At 67.8% G+C, this 14,898-nt stretch carries 13 protein-coding genes; 4 read left to right on the top strand and 9 right to left on the bottom strand.

Going from position 1 to position 14,898, the window contains the following annotated elements; translation table 11 throughout:
- Window positions 1–2: 2 nt before the first annotated feature.
- Window positions 3–1,109, bottom strand: coding sequence for an S-(hydroxymethyl)glutathione dehydrogenase/class III alcohol dehydrogenase (locus AC1ROD_RS13885; RefSeq protein ID WP_492948858.1), 1,107 nt, complete (start codon window positions 1,107–1,109; stop codon window positions 3–5).
- Window positions 1,110–1,254: 145 nt separating this feature from the next.
- Between AC1ROD_RS13885 and AC1ROD_RS13880 the strand changes: the two genes are divergently transcribed.
- Window positions 1,255–1,956: an NAD-dependent deacylase gene (locus tag AC1ROD_RS13880; RefSeq protein ID WP_492948857.1), complete on the top strand. Its 702-nt coding sequence runs from the start codon at window positions 1,255–1,257 to the stop codon at window positions 1,954–1,956.
- Here the strand turns inward: AC1ROD_RS13880 and AC1ROD_RS13875 are convergent.
- Genes AC1ROD_RS13875 through AC1ROD_RS13865 form a run of 3 tightly spaced genes read right to left on the bottom strand, consistent with a single transcriptional unit; the run spans window position 1,953 to window position 5,248 of the window.
- Window positions 1,953–2,726: an RNA methyltransferase gene (locus AC1ROD_RS13875; RefSeq protein WP_492948856.1), complete on the bottom strand. Its 774-nt coding sequence runs from the start codon at window positions 2,724–2,726 to the stop codon at window positions 1,953–1,955. The genes AC1ROD_RS13880 and AC1ROD_RS13875 overlap by 4 nt on opposite strands.
- A gap of 44 nt (window positions 2,727–2,770) precedes the next feature.
- On the bottom strand, window positions 2,771–4,225 hold the full coding sequence (locus AC1ROD_RS13870; protein ID WP_492948855.1) for a tetratricopeptide repeat-containing sulfotransferase family protein: 1,455 nt from the start codon (window positions 4,223–4,225) through the stop codon (window positions 2,771–2,773).
- Window positions 4,226–4,228: 3 nt separating this feature from the next.
- The gene (locus AC1ROD_RS13865; RefSeq protein WP_492948854.1) at window positions 4,229–5,248 is read right to left on the bottom strand and encodes a S1/P1 Nuclease; all 1,020 of its coding nucleotides are present in this window, start codon (window positions 5,246–5,248) and stop codon (window positions 4,229–4,231) included.
- 157 nt (window positions 5,249–5,405) lie between these two features.
- Here AC1ROD_RS13865 and AC1ROD_RS13860 point away from each other — a divergent pair, with 157 nt between their 5' ends.
- A complete protein-coding gene (locus AC1ROD_RS13860; RefSeq protein ID WP_492948853.1) occupies window positions 5,406–6,773 on the top strand; it encodes a M28 family metallopeptidase in 1,368 nt (455 codons plus the stop codon).
- A gap of 34 nt (window positions 6,774–6,807) precedes the next feature.
- Here the strand turns inward: AC1ROD_RS13860 and AC1ROD_RS13855 are convergent, their stop codons facing one another.
- The 5 genes from AC1ROD_RS13855 to AC1ROD_RS13835 all read right to left on the bottom strand — a co-directional run bounded on the left by AC1ROD_RS13855 (window position 6,808) and on the right by AC1ROD_RS13835 (window position 13,171).
- Entirely contained in the window at window positions 6,808–8,196 is a 1,389-nt protein-coding gene (locus AC1ROD_RS13855; protein ID WP_492948852.1) for an O-antigen ligase family protein, read from the bottom strand.
- 65 nt (window positions 8,197–8,261) lie between these two features.
- Window positions 8,262–10,541 (bottom strand): GumC family protein, encoded by a 2,280-nt coding sequence (locus tag AC1ROD_RS13850; protein ID WP_492948851.1) that lies wholly within the window; start codon window positions 10,539–10,541, stop codon window positions 8,262–8,264.
- 35 nt (window positions 10,542–10,576) lie between these two features.
- On the bottom strand, window positions 10,577–11,887 hold the full coding sequence (locus tag AC1ROD_RS13845; protein ID WP_492948850.1) for an outer membrane beta-barrel protein: 1,311 nt from the start codon (window positions 11,885–11,887) through the stop codon (window positions 10,577–10,579).
- 97 nt (window positions 11,888–11,984) lie between these two features.
- Window positions 11,985–12,473 carry a hypothetical protein gene (locus AC1ROD_RS13840; protein WP_492948849.1) on the bottom strand — a complete coding sequence of 163 codons (489 nt, stop codon included), beginning with the start codon at window positions 12,471–12,473 and terminating at the stop codon, window positions 11,985–11,987.
- A 131-nt stretch (window positions 12,474–12,604) separates the two neighbouring features.
- A complete protein-coding gene (locus tag AC1ROD_RS13835; protein WP_492948848.1) occupies window positions 12,605–13,171 on the bottom strand; it encodes a hypothetical protein in 567 nt (188 codons plus the stop codon).
- Window positions 13,172–13,333: 162 nt separating this feature from the next.
- On the opposite strand from AC1ROD_RS13835, the gene AC1ROD_RS13830 reads away from it, so the two are divergent.
- Together AC1ROD_RS13830 and AC1ROD_RS13825 are read left to right on the top strand one after the other, a co-directional pair.
- A complete protein-coding gene (locus AC1ROD_RS13830; protein WP_492948847.1) occupies window positions 13,334–13,930 on the top strand; it encodes a polysaccharide biosynthesis/export family protein in 597 nt (198 codons plus the stop codon).
- 64 nt (window positions 13,931–13,994) lie between these two features.
- Entirely contained in the window at window positions 13,995–14,801 is an 807-nt protein-coding gene (locus AC1ROD_RS13825; protein ID WP_492948846.1) for a metallophosphoesterase family protein, read from the top strand.
- The last annotated feature ends 97 nt before the right edge of the window (window positions 14,802–14,898 follow it).

The raw sequence follows: 14,898 nt of genomic DNA, 5'->3' as shown, positions 1-14,898 counted from the left end.
TCTCAGAACACCACGACCGAGCGGATGCTCTCGCCCGCATGCATCAGGTCAAAGGCTTCGTTGATGCGTTCCAGCGGCAGGGTGTGGGTGATCATCGGATCGATCTCGATCTTTCCGTCCATATACCAGTCGACGATCTTCGGCGTATCAGTGCGGCCGCGCGCGCCGCCGAAGGCCGAACCGCGCCAGACGCGACCGGTGACCAGCTGGAACGGGCGGGTCGCGATCTCCTTGCCGGCCTCGGCGACGCCGATGACGACGCTCTCGCCCCAGCCGCGGTGGCAGGCTTCCAGCGCCTGACGCATGACCACGGTATTGCCGGTGCAGTCGAAGGTGTAGTCGGCGCCGCCGCCGGTCATCTCGACCAGATGGGCGACCACGTCGGACACGTTCTTCGGATTGACGAAGTGGGTCATGCCGAAGCGACGGCCCCACTCTTCCTTGGTGTCGTTGATGTCCACGCCGACGATCATGTCGGCGCCGACCATCTTCAGCCCCTGGATGACGTTCAGCCCGATGCCGCCCAGGCCGAAGACGACGCAGTTGGCGCCCGGCTCGACCTTGGCCGTATTGACCACCGCGCCCACGCCTGTGGTCACGCCGCAGCCGATGTAGCAGGCCTTGTCGAAGGGGGCGTCCTTGCGGATCTTCGCCACCGCGATCTCGGGCAGGACAGTGAAGTTCGAGAAGGTCGAGCAGCCCATATAGTGGGCGATGGACTGACCCTTGTAGCTGAAGCGGCTGGTGCCGTCGGGCATCAGCCCCTTGCCCTGGGTCGCACGGATCGAGGTGCACAGGTTGGTCTTGCGGCTGAGGCAGGACTTACACTGGCGACACTCGGGCGTGTACAGCGGGATCACATGATCGCCGACCTCCAGCGAGGTCACGCCGGGCCCGACCTCGACCACCACGCCCGCGCCTTCGTGACCCAGGATCGAGGGGAAGATGCCCTCCGAGTCCAGACCGTCCAGCGTATAGGCGTCGGTGTGGCAGATGCCGGTGGCCTTGATCTCGATCAGCACCTCACCGGCGCGCGGCCCTTCCAGATCGACCTCGACGATCTCCAGCGGACGTTTGGCCTCGAAGGCGACGGCGGCGCGGGTTTTCATGGGGGAGGTCCTTTTCGTGAGTCAGATGCGGTTCTAGCGGGCGGGGACGCGGATCGGAACCGCCAAGGCTTCCCGAACGCGTAAAACCGACGCATCCATGCGTCATGGAGTCCCTTCACGCTTCTCTCGACCGGAGCCGCGAAACATGAACCTCGTCGTGCTGACCGGCGCCGGCGTCTCGGCGGAGAGCGGGGTGCCGACCTTCCGGGGCGCTGACGGCCTGTGGGAGGGTCACCGGTTCGAGGACGTCGCCACGCCCGAAGCCTTCGCGCGTGATCCCGTGCTTGTGCAGCGGTTCTACAACCTTCGCCGCGCCGCCCTGCCGACCGTCCAGCCCAACGCCGCCCACCGGGCCCTGGCCGAGCTGGCGGCGCGGTGGGAGGGCGACTTCCTGCTGGTGACCCAGAACGTCGACGACCTGCACGACCGCGCCGAAGCGGAATGTCCGCCCGCACCCGGCTTCGAACTGATCCATATGCACGGCGAACTGCTGAAAGGGCGCTGCACCCGCTCCGGCGTCGTCAGCGACTGGACGGGCGACATGGCCCCCGACGAACCCTCGCCTGACCATCCCGAAGGCCGGATGCGGCCGCACATCGTCTGGTTCGGCGAGATACCGCTCTACATGGACCGGATCGAGGCGGCGCTGAGCCGGTGCGACCTGTTCGTCTCCATCGGCACCTCGGGCGCGGTCTATCCGGCGGCGGGCTTTGTCCAGCTGGCCCGGATGGCAGGCGCGCGAACGGTGGAGATCAATCTGGAGCCCAGCCTGGGCGCCAGCGCTTTCGACGAACGGATCTACGGCCCCGCGACCGAACGAGTCCCGGCCTTCTTCGCCGATCTCTAGCCCTTCGCCGCCTTCTCCTTCGCCAGCCGTTCCAGCACCCGGCCCCTGCCCTTCGACAGGGCGGTGATCACGCCGCGGAAGGTCGCGACCTCCTGGGCGGTGAAGGCGGCGCGGCCCAGCATGACGCGCAGGTTCTGGCTCATGGAGCGGAATTTCTCGGGCGGATGGAAGAAGCCGGCGGCGTCCAGCTCCTTCTCCAGATGCTCGTACATGCCCAGCTGCAGCGCGCCTTCCGCCGGCGGCTCGCCCTCGCGGAAGTTCGGCGGCGGGGCGTCCAGCACCAGGGTCCGCCACTCATAGGCGTTGATGGCCACGGCCTGGGCCAGGTTCAGGCTCTGGTGGCGCGGGTCGATGGGAATGGTGACGATGCCCTGGCACAGGGCGATGTCGGTGGTCTCAAGTCCGGCCCGCTCGGCGCCGAACAGCAGACCGATCTCCAGCCCCGAGGCACGGTCGTCATAGAGGACGCGGGTGGCCTCGCGCGGGGTGCGCACCGGCTGGCGGGTCTCGCGCGGGCGGGCCGTGGTGGCGAAGACGGTGTTCAGGTCGGCGATGGCGTCGGCGACGGTGTCGAACACCCGCACACCCTCCAGCACCCAGTCGGCGCCCGAGGCCGTGGCCCAGGCCCGCTCCTGCGGCCAGCCGTCGCGCGGGGCGACCAGACGAAGCTGGTCGAGCCCGAAATTGGCCATGACGCGGGCGACGGCGCCGATGTTCTCGGCCATTTGCGGCCGGTCGAGGATGACGACGGGAGGGACGGGACTGGTCATGATGGCGGCTTCATAGACGCCGTCGTGCCCCTATGGGAGGGGGATCATTCCCCCAACCGCGCTCCAAGGGCCGCCCTCAGTCCGCCGAGGTGGGCTTCATAGTTGCGCCACCGGCCCGAGGACTTGCGATAGAGGGGCTCGCGGATCTGCCAGACGCTCGCGGTGCGCACGGCCCCGCCCGCCTTGTGGAACTCCATCACCTGATCCTGCCAGTCGAGACCGCAGAAGCCCAGGACCCGCTCGATCTCAGGCCGCGGATCGGCGACCAGGGCGTCATAGTCGACGGTCAGAATGTCGGGATACAGCGACGTCCAGTGGGCCATCAGCCGCTCGTGCTGGCCATACCAGTGGGCGGCGTCCTCCAGATCCATCGCATAGGCCATGGACGCGTCCAGGTGCAGGAACCAGTTCGACAGGATCATGTCGAGGGGCTGACGGACCGTGTGGATGATCTTCGCGTCCGGGAACATCGTCTTGATCAGTCCGATGTGCAGGAAGTTGTCGGGTCGCTTGTCGGTGACCAGAGCGGCTCCCGGGCGGGCGGCGTGAAGCTGGTCCAGATACGCCTTGCGCCACTCCAGCGCCTCGGCGGGCGACGCCTCCCCGGCGGCTTGCGGATAGGGGGCGATGCCCGAGACGATGCGCGGCATCAACGCCAGCTCGCCGCCCGACGTCACGCCGTCGTGGGCCGCCAGAATCCGCTCCACCAGGGTCGAGCCCGAGCGGAACATGCCCAATATGAAGACGGGGGCGCCGGTCGGGTCCCACACCGTCGGCACAGGTTTCGGGAACGCCGCGATCGAGCGGTCGACGAAGGCTTCCTGGGCGGCGCGGTCGTAAGCCGCGCCGGTCGCCTTGCGGCTAGCGGCGTTGGCCTCGCCATAGGCGGTGAAGGCGGCGTCATAGCTCTGGACCTCGTCCAGCGCCCGGCCGAGCGCATAGCCGACCTCGGCCTTGTCAGCGTCGGAGGCCTCGGCGCCGCCCATGACCGCCCGCAGCGCCTCGATCAGGGGATCGGCGGCGTCGGTGAAGCGGGTGGCGTTGGCCAGCCGCGCCAGGGCAAGCGGCGCAGCCTGCGGCGGCGACAGGTCGAGCGCCCGGCGATAGGCCGACCGCGCCTGATCCCGCTCGCCCTTGTCCTCGTACAGATTGCCGAGGTTCAGCCAGGCGGCGAGATAGGCCGGCTGTATGGCCAGGGCCGTCTTCAGCTCGGCCTCGGCCGCATCCGCCTGCCCCAGGTCGTCGGAGTAGATGACGGCGCGGTTGAGATGCACCTCTTCCGCCCCGCTGATCCGCCGGTCCAGCGCCTCCTGATAGGAGGCAAGGGCCGCCGCGGGCCGCCCCGCATGGCGCTGCATCAGCGCCAGATTGAACCAGGTGTCTGGCATGTTGGGGCGAAGCGCCAGCAGGGCTTCATAGGCCTCCGCCGCCTCGGCCGGTCGCCCGGCCAGCTTGTGGGACTGGGCTTGCCGCAGCAGGGTCTCCGCCTCGACCGACATGGATCAGTCCTCGCCGTAGAGGGAGGCCCAGGGGTCGACGGTTCCGGCCTGAACGTCAGCGACCTTGACCGCCGGCCAGCCGACGGTGGCGGTCTCCGAGGCCTGCCAGGCCAGGATGGTCAGGTCGCGCAGCTCGGCCGCGCCGGCGGCCACCCGCTCGGTCGCGAAGGCCGCGCCGCGCGCATCCCCCTCGGCGAAGGCGCCGGCCTTCTCAAGGCGATAGAAGGGGACCACCTGGGCCACGCCCGCCTTCAGATAGGCGACGATCGAGGGCTTCATCTGGAAGCCTTCCAGCGCCGGGGCCGGCATGGCCGCCTCGACCGCGTCCAGACGGACGTTGCGGCGGATGTATCCACCCTCGAACATCGAATGGGTCTGGCGCGAGTTGGTGAAACCTTCCGGGTTCGGATAGTCGCCCCAGCCGTTGAAGTGGATCGACATGTGCAGCGGCTGCGAGGCGTCGCCGACGTAGTGGGACAGGATGCCCATGTCGCGGCGCGTCAGGGCTTCGCGGCGCAGACGGTCCTCGCGGTACCAGGCGCGCTTGGCCGGATCGGTCTCGCGCTGCTCGATGGCGTTGAGCACGCGCCAGTAGGCGAAGTCGCGCACCAGCTGCTGCCAGCCGTCCATGATCGCGTAGGGAAGGTATCCGGCATCATCGACCTTGATCCCGGCGGCCAGAAGCTGGGCGTCATACTCCGACTTCAGGTTCGGCAGGGCGTCGATCGACATGCCGTTGGCGTTCATGACGTGGCCCGTGTCGTCCAGGTCGACGAAGTGGGCGGTGTCGCGCTCGCGGTCGTGGGGCTGGCCGCCGCCCTTGGAACGGTCGGGTTCGCGCGAGATCTCGCCCACCTCGGCGGCGGCGTCCATGCCGCGAATGAAGGCCGGAAGGCTGTCCGGCAAGGCGCGCACGGCGGCGACGCCCACCAGCCGGTGCCCGGTCGATCCCCAGGCGTCGACCTGGGCGGCGGGGACCGCCACGGCCAGCATGGCGATGGCGGCGAGGGCGAAGCGTTTCATGGCGGAACTCGCATGAGAAAAAGGGCTGCTCCGGCGGTTAAATCCACGGCGCGACGCCGTCGAGCGGATTCTTGTTTCAGCCTGAGGACACGCCCGCTTGACGGCCCGGATCGCCGCCGCCTAACCCTGTGCTCCAGTCTTTCGGGGGACCTCTGACATGTCGAAACGCCACGCGCTCATCGCCGCCGCCGTCCTGGCGCTCACCTCGGCCTCGGCCCACGCCCAGACGGGCGGCTGGCAGGTGAAGCAGGAATGGGTCGCCGCCCACGAGGCCTTCCTGGCCAGCGACGCCCTGCGCGGCCGTGGCAGCGCCACGTCGGACGAGGGCGTCGCCGCCGCCTATGTCGCCGCCATGTTCCAGAGCTACGGCCTTCAGACCGCGCCGGGCATGACGTCGTATCTGCAGACAGCGGCGGTTGTGAAAACCACGCCCGGCGCCAACACGACCCTGACAGCCGGCGATGTGGTGCTAACCCAGGGTCAGAACCTGACCGTGCTGCGGAGTTCAGGTCTGTCCCATATGGGCGGACTGACTGTCGGTGGCGACGACCCCGCGGCCTTCCCAAGCGACACCTTCCTGCTGATCGCTCCCCCGGAGGGCAATGCCGGCGCCGGCTGGATCGGGGCCGCAGCCGAAGGAAACACCGAGGTCGTGATCGTTCGCGAGACCGAGTATCTCAAAGCCGCCGCTGCGCGCCGCACCGCCCGGCCCAGCTATCGGCTGGCGGAGGATGACCGCCGCCAACCCCAGACGGATATCGTTCTCGTCTCCGCCGCCGAATACGATCGACTGAAGACCCTGACGGGCACGCCTTTCATGCTTCAGCCCGGAGACGTCCAGCGCGTCGAGACGACCACCACCAACGCCATCGGCTTCCTGCCCGGCAGCGATCCCTCGGCCGGCGTGCTGCTGATCTCGGCCCACCTCGATCACCTCGGCGTCCGACCCGACGGGACCATCATGCACGGCGCCAATGACGACGCCTCGGGCACGACGGCGGTGCTGGAGCTGGCCCACGCCCTGGCCTCGGGCGAGGCGCACCGGCGCGGGATCCTGTTCGTCGCCTATGGCTCGGAAGAGATCGGCGGCCTGGGCTCGACCTATTTCGGCGAACACCCGCCCGTGCCCCTGACCGACATCGTCGCCAACCTCGAGATCGAGATGATCGGCGCCCAGGATCCGAAGATGCCCGCCGGCGTCATGATGATGACCGGCTTCGAACGCTCCAACTTCGGACCGACGCTGAAGGAGAAGGGCGCCCTGGTCGCGCCCGACATGTATCCGGAACAGAACTTCTTCCAGCGCTCGGACAACTACTCCCTCGCGCTCAAGGGCATCGTCGCCCACACCGTCTCCGGCTGGGCCGTCACCCCGACCTATCACAGCCCCGACGACGACATCGCCCATCTGGACCTGCCGTTCATGACCCGGGCGATCCAGTCCCTGATCGAGCCCCTGCGCTGGATGGCGTCCAGCGACTTCACGCCCGAATGGGCGCCGGGCGGGCGGCCGGAGCCCCGCTAGCGGGGCCTCGCCGCCCCCGGGATCGGCGTCGGGATCAGCGGCGCCCGAAGGCGAACTGGCAGCCCAGCAGGAAGGCCCAGAAGGCGGCGATCGAAGGCACCTGCAGACCGAAATCAACGGTGCCGTGCACCAGTACGACCACGCTGGCGGCGATCAGGCCGCGCAGCAGGGTCTGGCCCTTGCGCAGGTTGAAGGTCCTGATGACCGCGGCGCCGAGGATCGTGGCGATCAGCAGGAACATCGGCAGGGCGCCGATGATGCCGGCCTCCTCCAGCCACTGCAGATAGACGTTGTGAGCCGCGCGGATGATCCACAGGGCCCCATAGTTCTGCTCGGTGGTGATCTGGCTGTTCACATCGACGAAGGAGCCGAGGCCGTAGCCGAACAGGGGCGAGGCGGTGAAGGCCTGCCAGTGGGCCGCAAAGATGTCGCCACGCGTGATCTTGTCGGCGCTGACCGTGTTGAGGCGATCCCACAACAGGTCGTTGCCGCCGATAGCGAGCACCGCGGCGACGACCACCAGAACTCCGCCGGCGATCAGCAGGGGCAGACGGTCACGCTTGGCGTCGAACAGCTCCCAGACCATCAGGACGGCGGCGCCGGCCAGGGTCGCGACCAGGCCCATCCGCGAGGCGGTCAGCAGCAGGCAGGTCAGGGACATCAGCACGCAGGCGAGCGGGACGGCGACCTCGCCCAGTTTGCTCGCCGGGTCGAGGCCGCGGGTCTGACGCCAGTCGCGCAGCAGGGCGGCCAGGCCGATCACCGTCAGCATGCCGAAGACGGTGGCGCCGCTGTTGGGGCTCAGGAAGCCGCCGGTGAGGCGCGGTCCGACCAGGAGCTGGGCGCCCGAAACGAAGCTCAGCAGGGAAATCACGCCGTAGCCGGCGCCGACCAGAAGGACCACCCGCACCGTTTCGCGGGCCCACGACAGGCGGGCGGACTGCAGGCAGCCGACAAGGAAGATACAGGCCAGGCCCAGAAGCTTGACGATCTCGAACAGGGTCGCCGGGCGGTTGACCGTGATGGAGCCGTTGGGCGCCCCGGCCCATGCCCAGATCGGGTGGGCGCCGCCCGGGGCCCAGGCGGTCAGGCTCCACAGGGCGATGACGACCGTCAGACCGAACAGGACGGCGGGAGGCGTCAACGGCGAGATGTCATGCAGCCCCCGCCGCACGGCCGGGAAGGCCAGAGCCACGCCCAGGCTGATCGCCAGAAGGACGGTGAACCACAGGGCCGCGACCGGATGGTTCGCCCCGAAGGTCAGATGCGCCGCGAAGAGCAGGGCCGGCGCCGCGCCCAGCGCCGCCAGCGTCTTCCAGTTCGCCGCTTCGCCGCCCCCGCCGCCCGACGCCGACGATGTCGACGCGGGTGCGAAGCTGGTGCTGGATCGCCGGCGGCGACGCGGGGTCTGGGTGTCGGTCATTCTTCGCCTATACGGCGCCGCTTAGGTCCCAGAAAGGGTTTGCGACCCCAGAAGGCGTTCCGGACTTAGGACGCGTAGTACTTTTTGTAGTCCGCATAGTAGTAGCCGGCGTCACCGTAGCCGTAGCGCGACTGGGCGATCATGTCGACCTGGGTCAGGGCGATACCGGCGACATGGGCGCCCGACTGTTCGAGCAGCTTGATCGCCGTAGCGATGGCCTTCTCGGGGGTCTTGCGCCAGCGGGTCAGGAAGACGACCGCGTCGGACTGGCCGGCCAGAACGCGGGTGTCGGCGACAGCCAGAACCGGCGCGGTGTCGAGGATGACCAGATCGAACTGGCTACGCAGGTGCGTCAGCAGTTGGGCCATGGCCTGCGACCCGAAGACGTCCTTGGGCGTGAAGCTGTTCTTGGCCAGCGGCAGGATGGTGCAGCCCGAGGGCTCATCGAGGTGCATGGCGGATTCGAGCGAGGTCGTGCGGTTCAGGACCTCCAGCAGACCGACCTCGGGCTCGACACCCAGCAGACGGTTCACGTTGCGGCGGCGAAGGTCGCAGTCGACCAGGATGACCCGGGCGCCCGACTGGGCGGCGACACGCGCCAGGCTGAGCGAGGTCGTGGTCTTGCCTTCGGCGGGCAGGGCGGAGGTCATGGTGATGACCTGGATGTCCTGACCGATCCGCGAGTAGAGGATCGAGGCGCGCAGGGCCCGGACCGCCTCGGCGAAACTGGAGAGCGGCCGCTTGAGGATATAGTCGACCGGCGTCTCGTCGCGATCGACGGCGTCGGCGACCGAGGACAGCATCGGCACCGATCCCAGGTGCGGCAGGTGGAATTTCCGCTCGATATCGTCGCCGGTGGTGACACCCGAGTCGAGCATCTCGGCGATCACCACGGCGGCCATGCCGGCCGCGATGGCCAGGATCAGGCCGATGGCCAGGTTCAGGCCGATGTTCGGCGAGCTGGGGCCGGTCGGGATCGCGGCGCGCGAGACGATGCGGGCGTCGGACTGTTCGATGCCTTCCTGCGAGCTGGTTTCCTTGAAGCGGTCGAGGAAGCTTTGATACAGGGTGCGGACGGACTCGGCGTTACGCTCCAGCTCGTTCAGGCGAACGGCGGCGGCGTTGTTGGCGGCCAGGGTGCCACGGGCGCCGCCCAGGCTGGAGGCCATCGACTGGGTCCGTTCGCGCGACACCTGGGCCTGGGCTTCCAGGTTGGAGATGATGCGCTGGATTTCAGCCTGGATCTGGCTATCGATATCGGCGAGCTCACGCTGGGCGCGGAGCATATCGGGGTGACGCGGACCGTAGCGGCTGGACAGGTCGGCGACGCGGCCCGAAACCTCGGCGCGGCGGGCGCGCAGCTGCTGCACGACCTGCGAACCGAGCGCTTCGCCGACGTCTTCGCCGGTGGAGCCACGGGCCAGTTGCTGGCGAGCCGTGCGCAGGCGGGCCTCAGCCTCGGCCTGCTGGGTGCGGACGCCGGCCAGTTGCTGGTTGTAGGCCGAAATTTCCTGCTCGGTCAGCGAGGCGCCGGAGGTGCTGAGCAGATTATTGCTGGCGCGATACTGGGCGACGGCCGTCTCGGCCTGCTCAACCTCGGTGCGCAGTTCACCCAGGCGACCGTTCAGCCAGGTGTTGGCCTGACGGGTGGCGTCGAACTTGGCTTCCAGCTGTTCCAGCAGATAGCGGTCGGCGAAGGTGTTGGCGATCGTCGCGGCCTTGGACGGGCTCTCGGACGTGAAGCCGACGCTCATCACATAGGTCAGGCCTGCGCGTTTGATCGACAGACGGTCGAGGACGATGTCGACGACCTTTTCCTTTTCCTTCTGGGCGTCGATCTGGCTCATCCGGGCGCGAGCGGCGTCCGGCGCGGCCGCGCCGAACAGGGTGGCGACCCCGCCGACCACGGACTTCACGATGCCGGGCTTGCCCAGGGCCGGATTGAACTCGGGATCATCCTGCAGCTTGAGCACATCGACGACGCGCTCGGCCAGGTGACGGGACTTGAGGATTTCGACTTCGGTGTCGACCACGCCGGTGTCGGCGCTCAGCCCCGAGAGAACGGCCGTGGTGTCGACCACGTTCTCCTTGCGGGTGTCGATCATCAGATTGGCCGTGGCGGTATACAGCGGGGTCGCCCGCGCCGTGACCACGACGGTCACCACCAGCACCAGGACCGCGATCGCCGCGAACAGCTTCAGCCGACGGCGGAAGGTCGCGATCAGACGGTGGACATCGACGATCTGGGCGACTTCGCCCAGCGCGCCTCGCGCACCCTCGCCCCATCCCGCGGGCCCAAAGGAGTTGTTCTCGGGCGCGGGGCGCGGATCAGTGCTGACGGTCATGGACGCGGTTTTACAGTCTAGTTCTTGATAAGCCGTTAGAACTGGGTGACCAGCGAAACCATCAGCTTGTTAAGGTCGAAGCTCACGCCGTTGTCCGCGCCGTCCGAGTCCTGCTCGTAATGGCTGACGGCCAGGCTGGCGCCGAGGTGACGGTTGATGAGGTAGGTCGCGCTGGCCTGGGCGCCGAAGCGCTTGTCGGTGCGATCGATCCCGTCGTAGTCGTCGTTGCCGTAGCTCACCTGACCGCTGAGGATCACGTTGCGTTGAAGCTCGTGGTCGATCTGCAGGGCGAGGTTGGTCGAGACGTAGCCGCCCGAGCCGATGATCGCCGAGTCCTCGATGGTGCGGGCGCCGGTGAAGGTCACCGTCGTCAGCTGGGTCGGGAACCACTCCAGCGAAGCGCGGGCGCCGAGGCCGCTCAGGTCCTCGTAGACGCTTTCGTCGAAATTCTGCTCGATGTAACCGGCGGCGATTTCACCGCGGGCCACCGCGCCCAGCTCGAAGTTGGCGCCGACGAGGATCTCGTAGCCCGAGGAGTCGCGCGCGGCGGTCGTCAGGGTCGAGGGAAGGTCGTAATCCCGTTCATTGCCGGTCGCCTGGACGAACAGGGCGGTCGCGGGGCTGAGGGCGACGTCGACGCGGCCCGTAAAGCTGGTGTTGGTGCGGTCGCGGTCGTCCTGGTCGACGACGACGCCGGCCGCAGTATAGCCGTCCTCGTAGTCATAGGCGCGGATGTCGCCACGGCCCGAAAGCTTCACGCGACCCGAGGTGCGGGTGGCGGCGATGTAGCCCGAGGTGACGTCGTATTCGATCGGCTTTTCGGACTGCGAGCCCGAGCCGGCCGTGGTGCGCGGCTCGGACTGATGGCCGAAGCTGGCGCCGCCGACGATGTTCATGGCGCGCGACACGTCCAGGCGCGCGGCGCCGCCCAGATCATAGTCGGTGGTGTTTTCGCTGGTGTAGTCGGAATACTGCGAGATGGTCGACCGGGCGTAGGCCGTGATCGAGCTGCGGTTCCAGTCGGTCGACACGGCGATCTCGGGACGCAGGCGCAGGATCCAGTCGTCCACGGCGCCAGTGGCGGTCGCGAAGACGTTGTCGTTGTACTCGCCGATGATGTCGAGCTTCGGATAGACGGTGAAACCGCCCGCCGGGAGGCCCATGGCCTCATACTCGGGGTGGGGCCGGTCGCGGACCGCAACACTGCGGTCGCGGGCGAACATGTCGCCGGACTGGGCCTGCGCGGCGGCCAGGGAACCCGACGCCGACTGGGCGAGTGCGGACCCGGCCTGGGCGGCGGCGCCCATGGCGATCAGAACAGTCAGACTTCTGCTAATAATCGACATGGTTATGTGCCCCCGCGCGCTATGGCGAGCCCTCTAGTTTTTTGTAGATGGTGGTCTTCGTGGCGGGGGCCTGTGTTTCCACAGGCCCCTGCAAGTCTTAGGTGGTCGGACGGTAGTCCGAGCCGCCACCGCCGCCACCAGCAGAGGCGGGCGGGGGAACGGGAGCGCCACCACCGGACGAACCGCCCGAAGCCGGAGCGCCGCCGCCGGAGGTGCCGATCGAGGCGACCTGGCTGCTGACGGTGCCCAGAGCCGCGGAGCTGGCGGCCGACAGGGTGCCGTTGGCGCTCATGGCGGCGCGGGCTTGCGACAGGGCGGCCAGGGCCTGCTGCGGCGTGGCGCCGCTGGAGGCGATCGCCTGTTGCACGGCGGCTTCCACCGCAGCGGTCGTGGCGTCGGCGCTGAGGCCGGCGGCAGCCGAGGCGGTTTGCGCCTGGGTCACGGCAGCCTGGATGCTGACGGCGAGCGCCGAAACATCGGCCTGAACCGTAGCGGCGAGCGTGACGGCCGGAGCCGCGACGACGGCGAGAGCGCCGACCGAGGCGAGCGCCCGGGACGCCACCGCGAAGATCATGGATTTCATCATGTTGGAGTCCCTTTTAATCTATTGGAAAGACAATGCAGAAAAGCAGGCCGCCCGTAAAGCCGATCCTTGTTATATCGAGTTGTCGCACTGCAACATTTGCTTATATGTGTCCCGTTGGACACGACTTACGGCTAATGCGGGAGCGTTTTCGCCTGCAGGGTGAGGCCCCGGGCACGCGTAAACGTCGCAGCCATCCGGCCGGCCGGATTCTTAACCATATCCGGCTCCCATTTGCGGCCATGCGAGGTCGCTGTGAGATGTTCAGCCGTGACCTCGGCGCGGATATCCGGCGTCAGTTGATCCCAGTGTTCATAAAGAAAGCCCAGCCGCCAGGTGGTGACGTCATCGCCATACGGAGAGACCGCGTATGAACGTTCGATCGCCTCGAGCGCCGGAGCGTCCAGCCGTTCGCCGTTGCGGGATCTGAGCCAGGCGATGCGCAGCCAGGGCGCGGCGGTCATGGGCGCGGCGTCCAGCGCGGCGCGGTTCGCGGCGACGGCGTCCGCCAGGGACGCGTCAGTCGAAGCCGCGGCGAGATCGGCGCGCGGCTCGGCGCCGACGCCGAAATCGGCGAGGACGGGCACTACGACCGTCGGCGATCCGGCGCCGATCGCCATGGCGACGCCCGTCGTCACGGTGAGACCCATCAGCGCGGCGCAGACGCCGAGCTTGATCCTGTAGCTGTCTGAAGCTTTCACCGCGGACTCCCTGTCGTCACATTCTTACGCCGATCAAGCGTTACATTGATATCTTCTTGATGGATTTGTCGGAAAGAGCGAGGGGTTTCGCGTGGGGCTTGTAGCGGTTGGACTGGGCCTGCCGTTCCTATAGTGTTGCGCTGCAGCAAGGGGTTCTGAATTATGACTTGGCTTCGGGTATTGTTTTTGGGCGCTGTTCTGCTGCTCGGCGTGGCCGGCTGCGGAGGCGGCGGCGCCATGCCTGGCGCGAGCGGACCGGTGACCGTCGCCGATCTGCAGGAAGCGGGCGTTCGCACCGTTCCGGAATACAAGCTCGGGCCGTCGGACAAGCTGCGGGTCAACGTCTTCGGTGAAGAGGCCCTGACGGGCGAGTTCCTGGTCGGCGGCTCCGGCAAGGTGTCCCTGCCGCTGATCGGCGAGGTTCAGGCCGCCGGCCTGACCATCGCCCAGTTCCAGGAAGAAATCGCCCAGGCCCTGCGCCAGGGCTATATCAATGAGCCGCGCGTCAGCGCCGAAGTGCTCAACTATCGCCCCTTCTATATCCTGGGTGAGGTCAACAAGCCCGGCGAGTATCCCTACACCAACAACCTGACTGTGCTGAACGCGGTGGCGACGGCCGAGGGCTTTACCTATCGGGCCAACACCCGCCAGGTCTTCATCAAGCGCGCCGATGCGGCGGGCGAGCAGTCCTTCCCCCTGACCACGGCCACCCAGGTTGCGCCGGGGGACACCATCCGGATCGGCGAGAGGTTCTTCTGATCACCGACAAAAGACTTCGGAGCCGGGACTTGTCGGCGGGACGCAACGTCCCGATTTTCCGACCATGATCGGTTCCTTCTTCCGTAAGGCCAAACCCGCCGTCCGGCGCGCCGCGAGCGTACCGGACGGCGCGGTCGTCTGGGCCGTCGGCGACGTGCACGGCCGCGCCGACCTGCTGCTTCCGCTGCTGACCGAGATCGTCAACGACCTGCGCGCGACGAAGCCGGCGCGGCCGATGATCGTGATGCTGGGCGACTATGTCGACCGCGGCGCGGACTCGAAGGGCGTCATCGACCTGCTGTGCCGGCTGTCGGACGTCGAGGATATCGAGACCCATTTCCTGCGCGGCAATCACGAGGAACGGTTCGAGGCCTTCCTGACCGAGCCGGAGCTAGGCCCTTCGTGGTGCGAGTACGGCGGTCGCGAGGCCCTGCTGTCCTACGGCGTGACCATTCCGGCCCTGAAGGGCGACGGCGGCGGCTGGATCGAGGCCTCGGCCAATCTGAACGCGGCCCTGCCCGAGAGCCATCGCCGTTTCCTGGCGCGCCAGCTGTCTTCCTACGAAATCGGCGACTATTTCTTCGCCCATGCGGGCGCGCGTCCGGGCATCGCCCTGGACCAGCAGTCGGAACAGGATCTGATGTGGATCCGCGGCGACTTCCTGGGCGGCCGTACGCCGTTCGAAAAGGTGGTCGTACACGGCCATACGCCGGAAGAGGCTGTCCACGCCGATAGCCGCCGCATCGGTATCGACACCGGCGCCTATGCGACCGGGGTGCTGACCGGACTCCGTCTGGAAGGCGACACCCGCCAGCTTCTGCAGACGCGCGCTATCGGCAAGACCATCGAGACGACGCGCCGGGCGATCTAGGGGCCGGTCCGTCTCTCAACGGATATTTGAGGCGAAGCCGCATCCGTGACGTCCCATGAGGAGACCCGTCGCCCCGGTCGGGTCCTTCGTCAAAACG

The organism is Brevundimonas sp. GW821-FHT12E07 (assembly GCF_058807035.1).
This window is presented reverse-complemented; position numbering and strand designations above follow the sequence as displayed.

Coding starts and splice junctions, on each gene's coding strand:
- AC1ROD_RS13885 (WP_492948858.1), bottom strand. CDS start 1,109: ATGAAAACCCGCGCCGCCGTCGCCTTCGAGGCCAAACGTCCGCTGGAG.
- AC1ROD_RS13880 (WP_492948857.1), top strand. CDS start 1,255: ATGAACCTCGTCGTGCTGACCGGCGCCGGCGTCTCGGCGGAGAGCGGG.
- AC1ROD_RS13875 (WP_492948856.1), bottom strand. CDS start 2,726: ATGACCAGTCCCGTCCCTCCCGTCGTCATCCTCGACCGGCCGCAAATG.
- AC1ROD_RS13870 (WP_492948855.1), bottom strand. CDS start 4,225: ATGTCGGTCGAGGCGGAGACCCTGCTGCGGCAAGCCCAGTCCCACAAG.
- AC1ROD_RS13865 (WP_492948854.1), bottom strand. CDS start 5,248: ATGAAACGCTTCGCCCTCGCCGCCATCGCCATGCTGGCCGTGGCGGTC.
- AC1ROD_RS13860 (WP_492948853.1), top strand. CDS start 5,406: ATGTCGAAACGCCACGCGCTCATCGCCGCCGCCGTCCTGGCGCTCACC.
- AC1ROD_RS13855 (WP_492948852.1), bottom strand. CDS start 8,196: ATGACCGACACCCAGACCCCGCGTCGCCGCCGGCGATCCAGCACCAGC.
- AC1ROD_RS13850 (WP_492948851.1), bottom strand. CDS start 10,541: ATGACCGTCAGCACTGATCCGCGCCCCGCGCCCGAGAACAACTCCTTT.
- AC1ROD_RS13845 (WP_492948850.1), bottom strand. CDS start 11,887: ATGTCGATTATTAGCAGAAGTCTGACTGTTCTGATCGCCATGGGCGCC.
- AC1ROD_RS13840 (WP_492948849.1), bottom strand. CDS start 12,473: ATGATGAAATCCATGATCTTCGCGGTGGCGTCCCGGGCGCTCGCCTCG.
- AC1ROD_RS13830 (WP_492948847.1), top strand. CDS start 13,334: ATGACTTGGCTTCGGGTATTGTTTTTGGGCGCTGTTCTGCTGCTCGGC.
- AC1ROD_RS13825 (WP_492948846.1), top strand. CDS start 13,995: ATGATCGGTTCCTTCTTCCGTAAGGCCAAACCCGCCGTCCGGCGCGCC.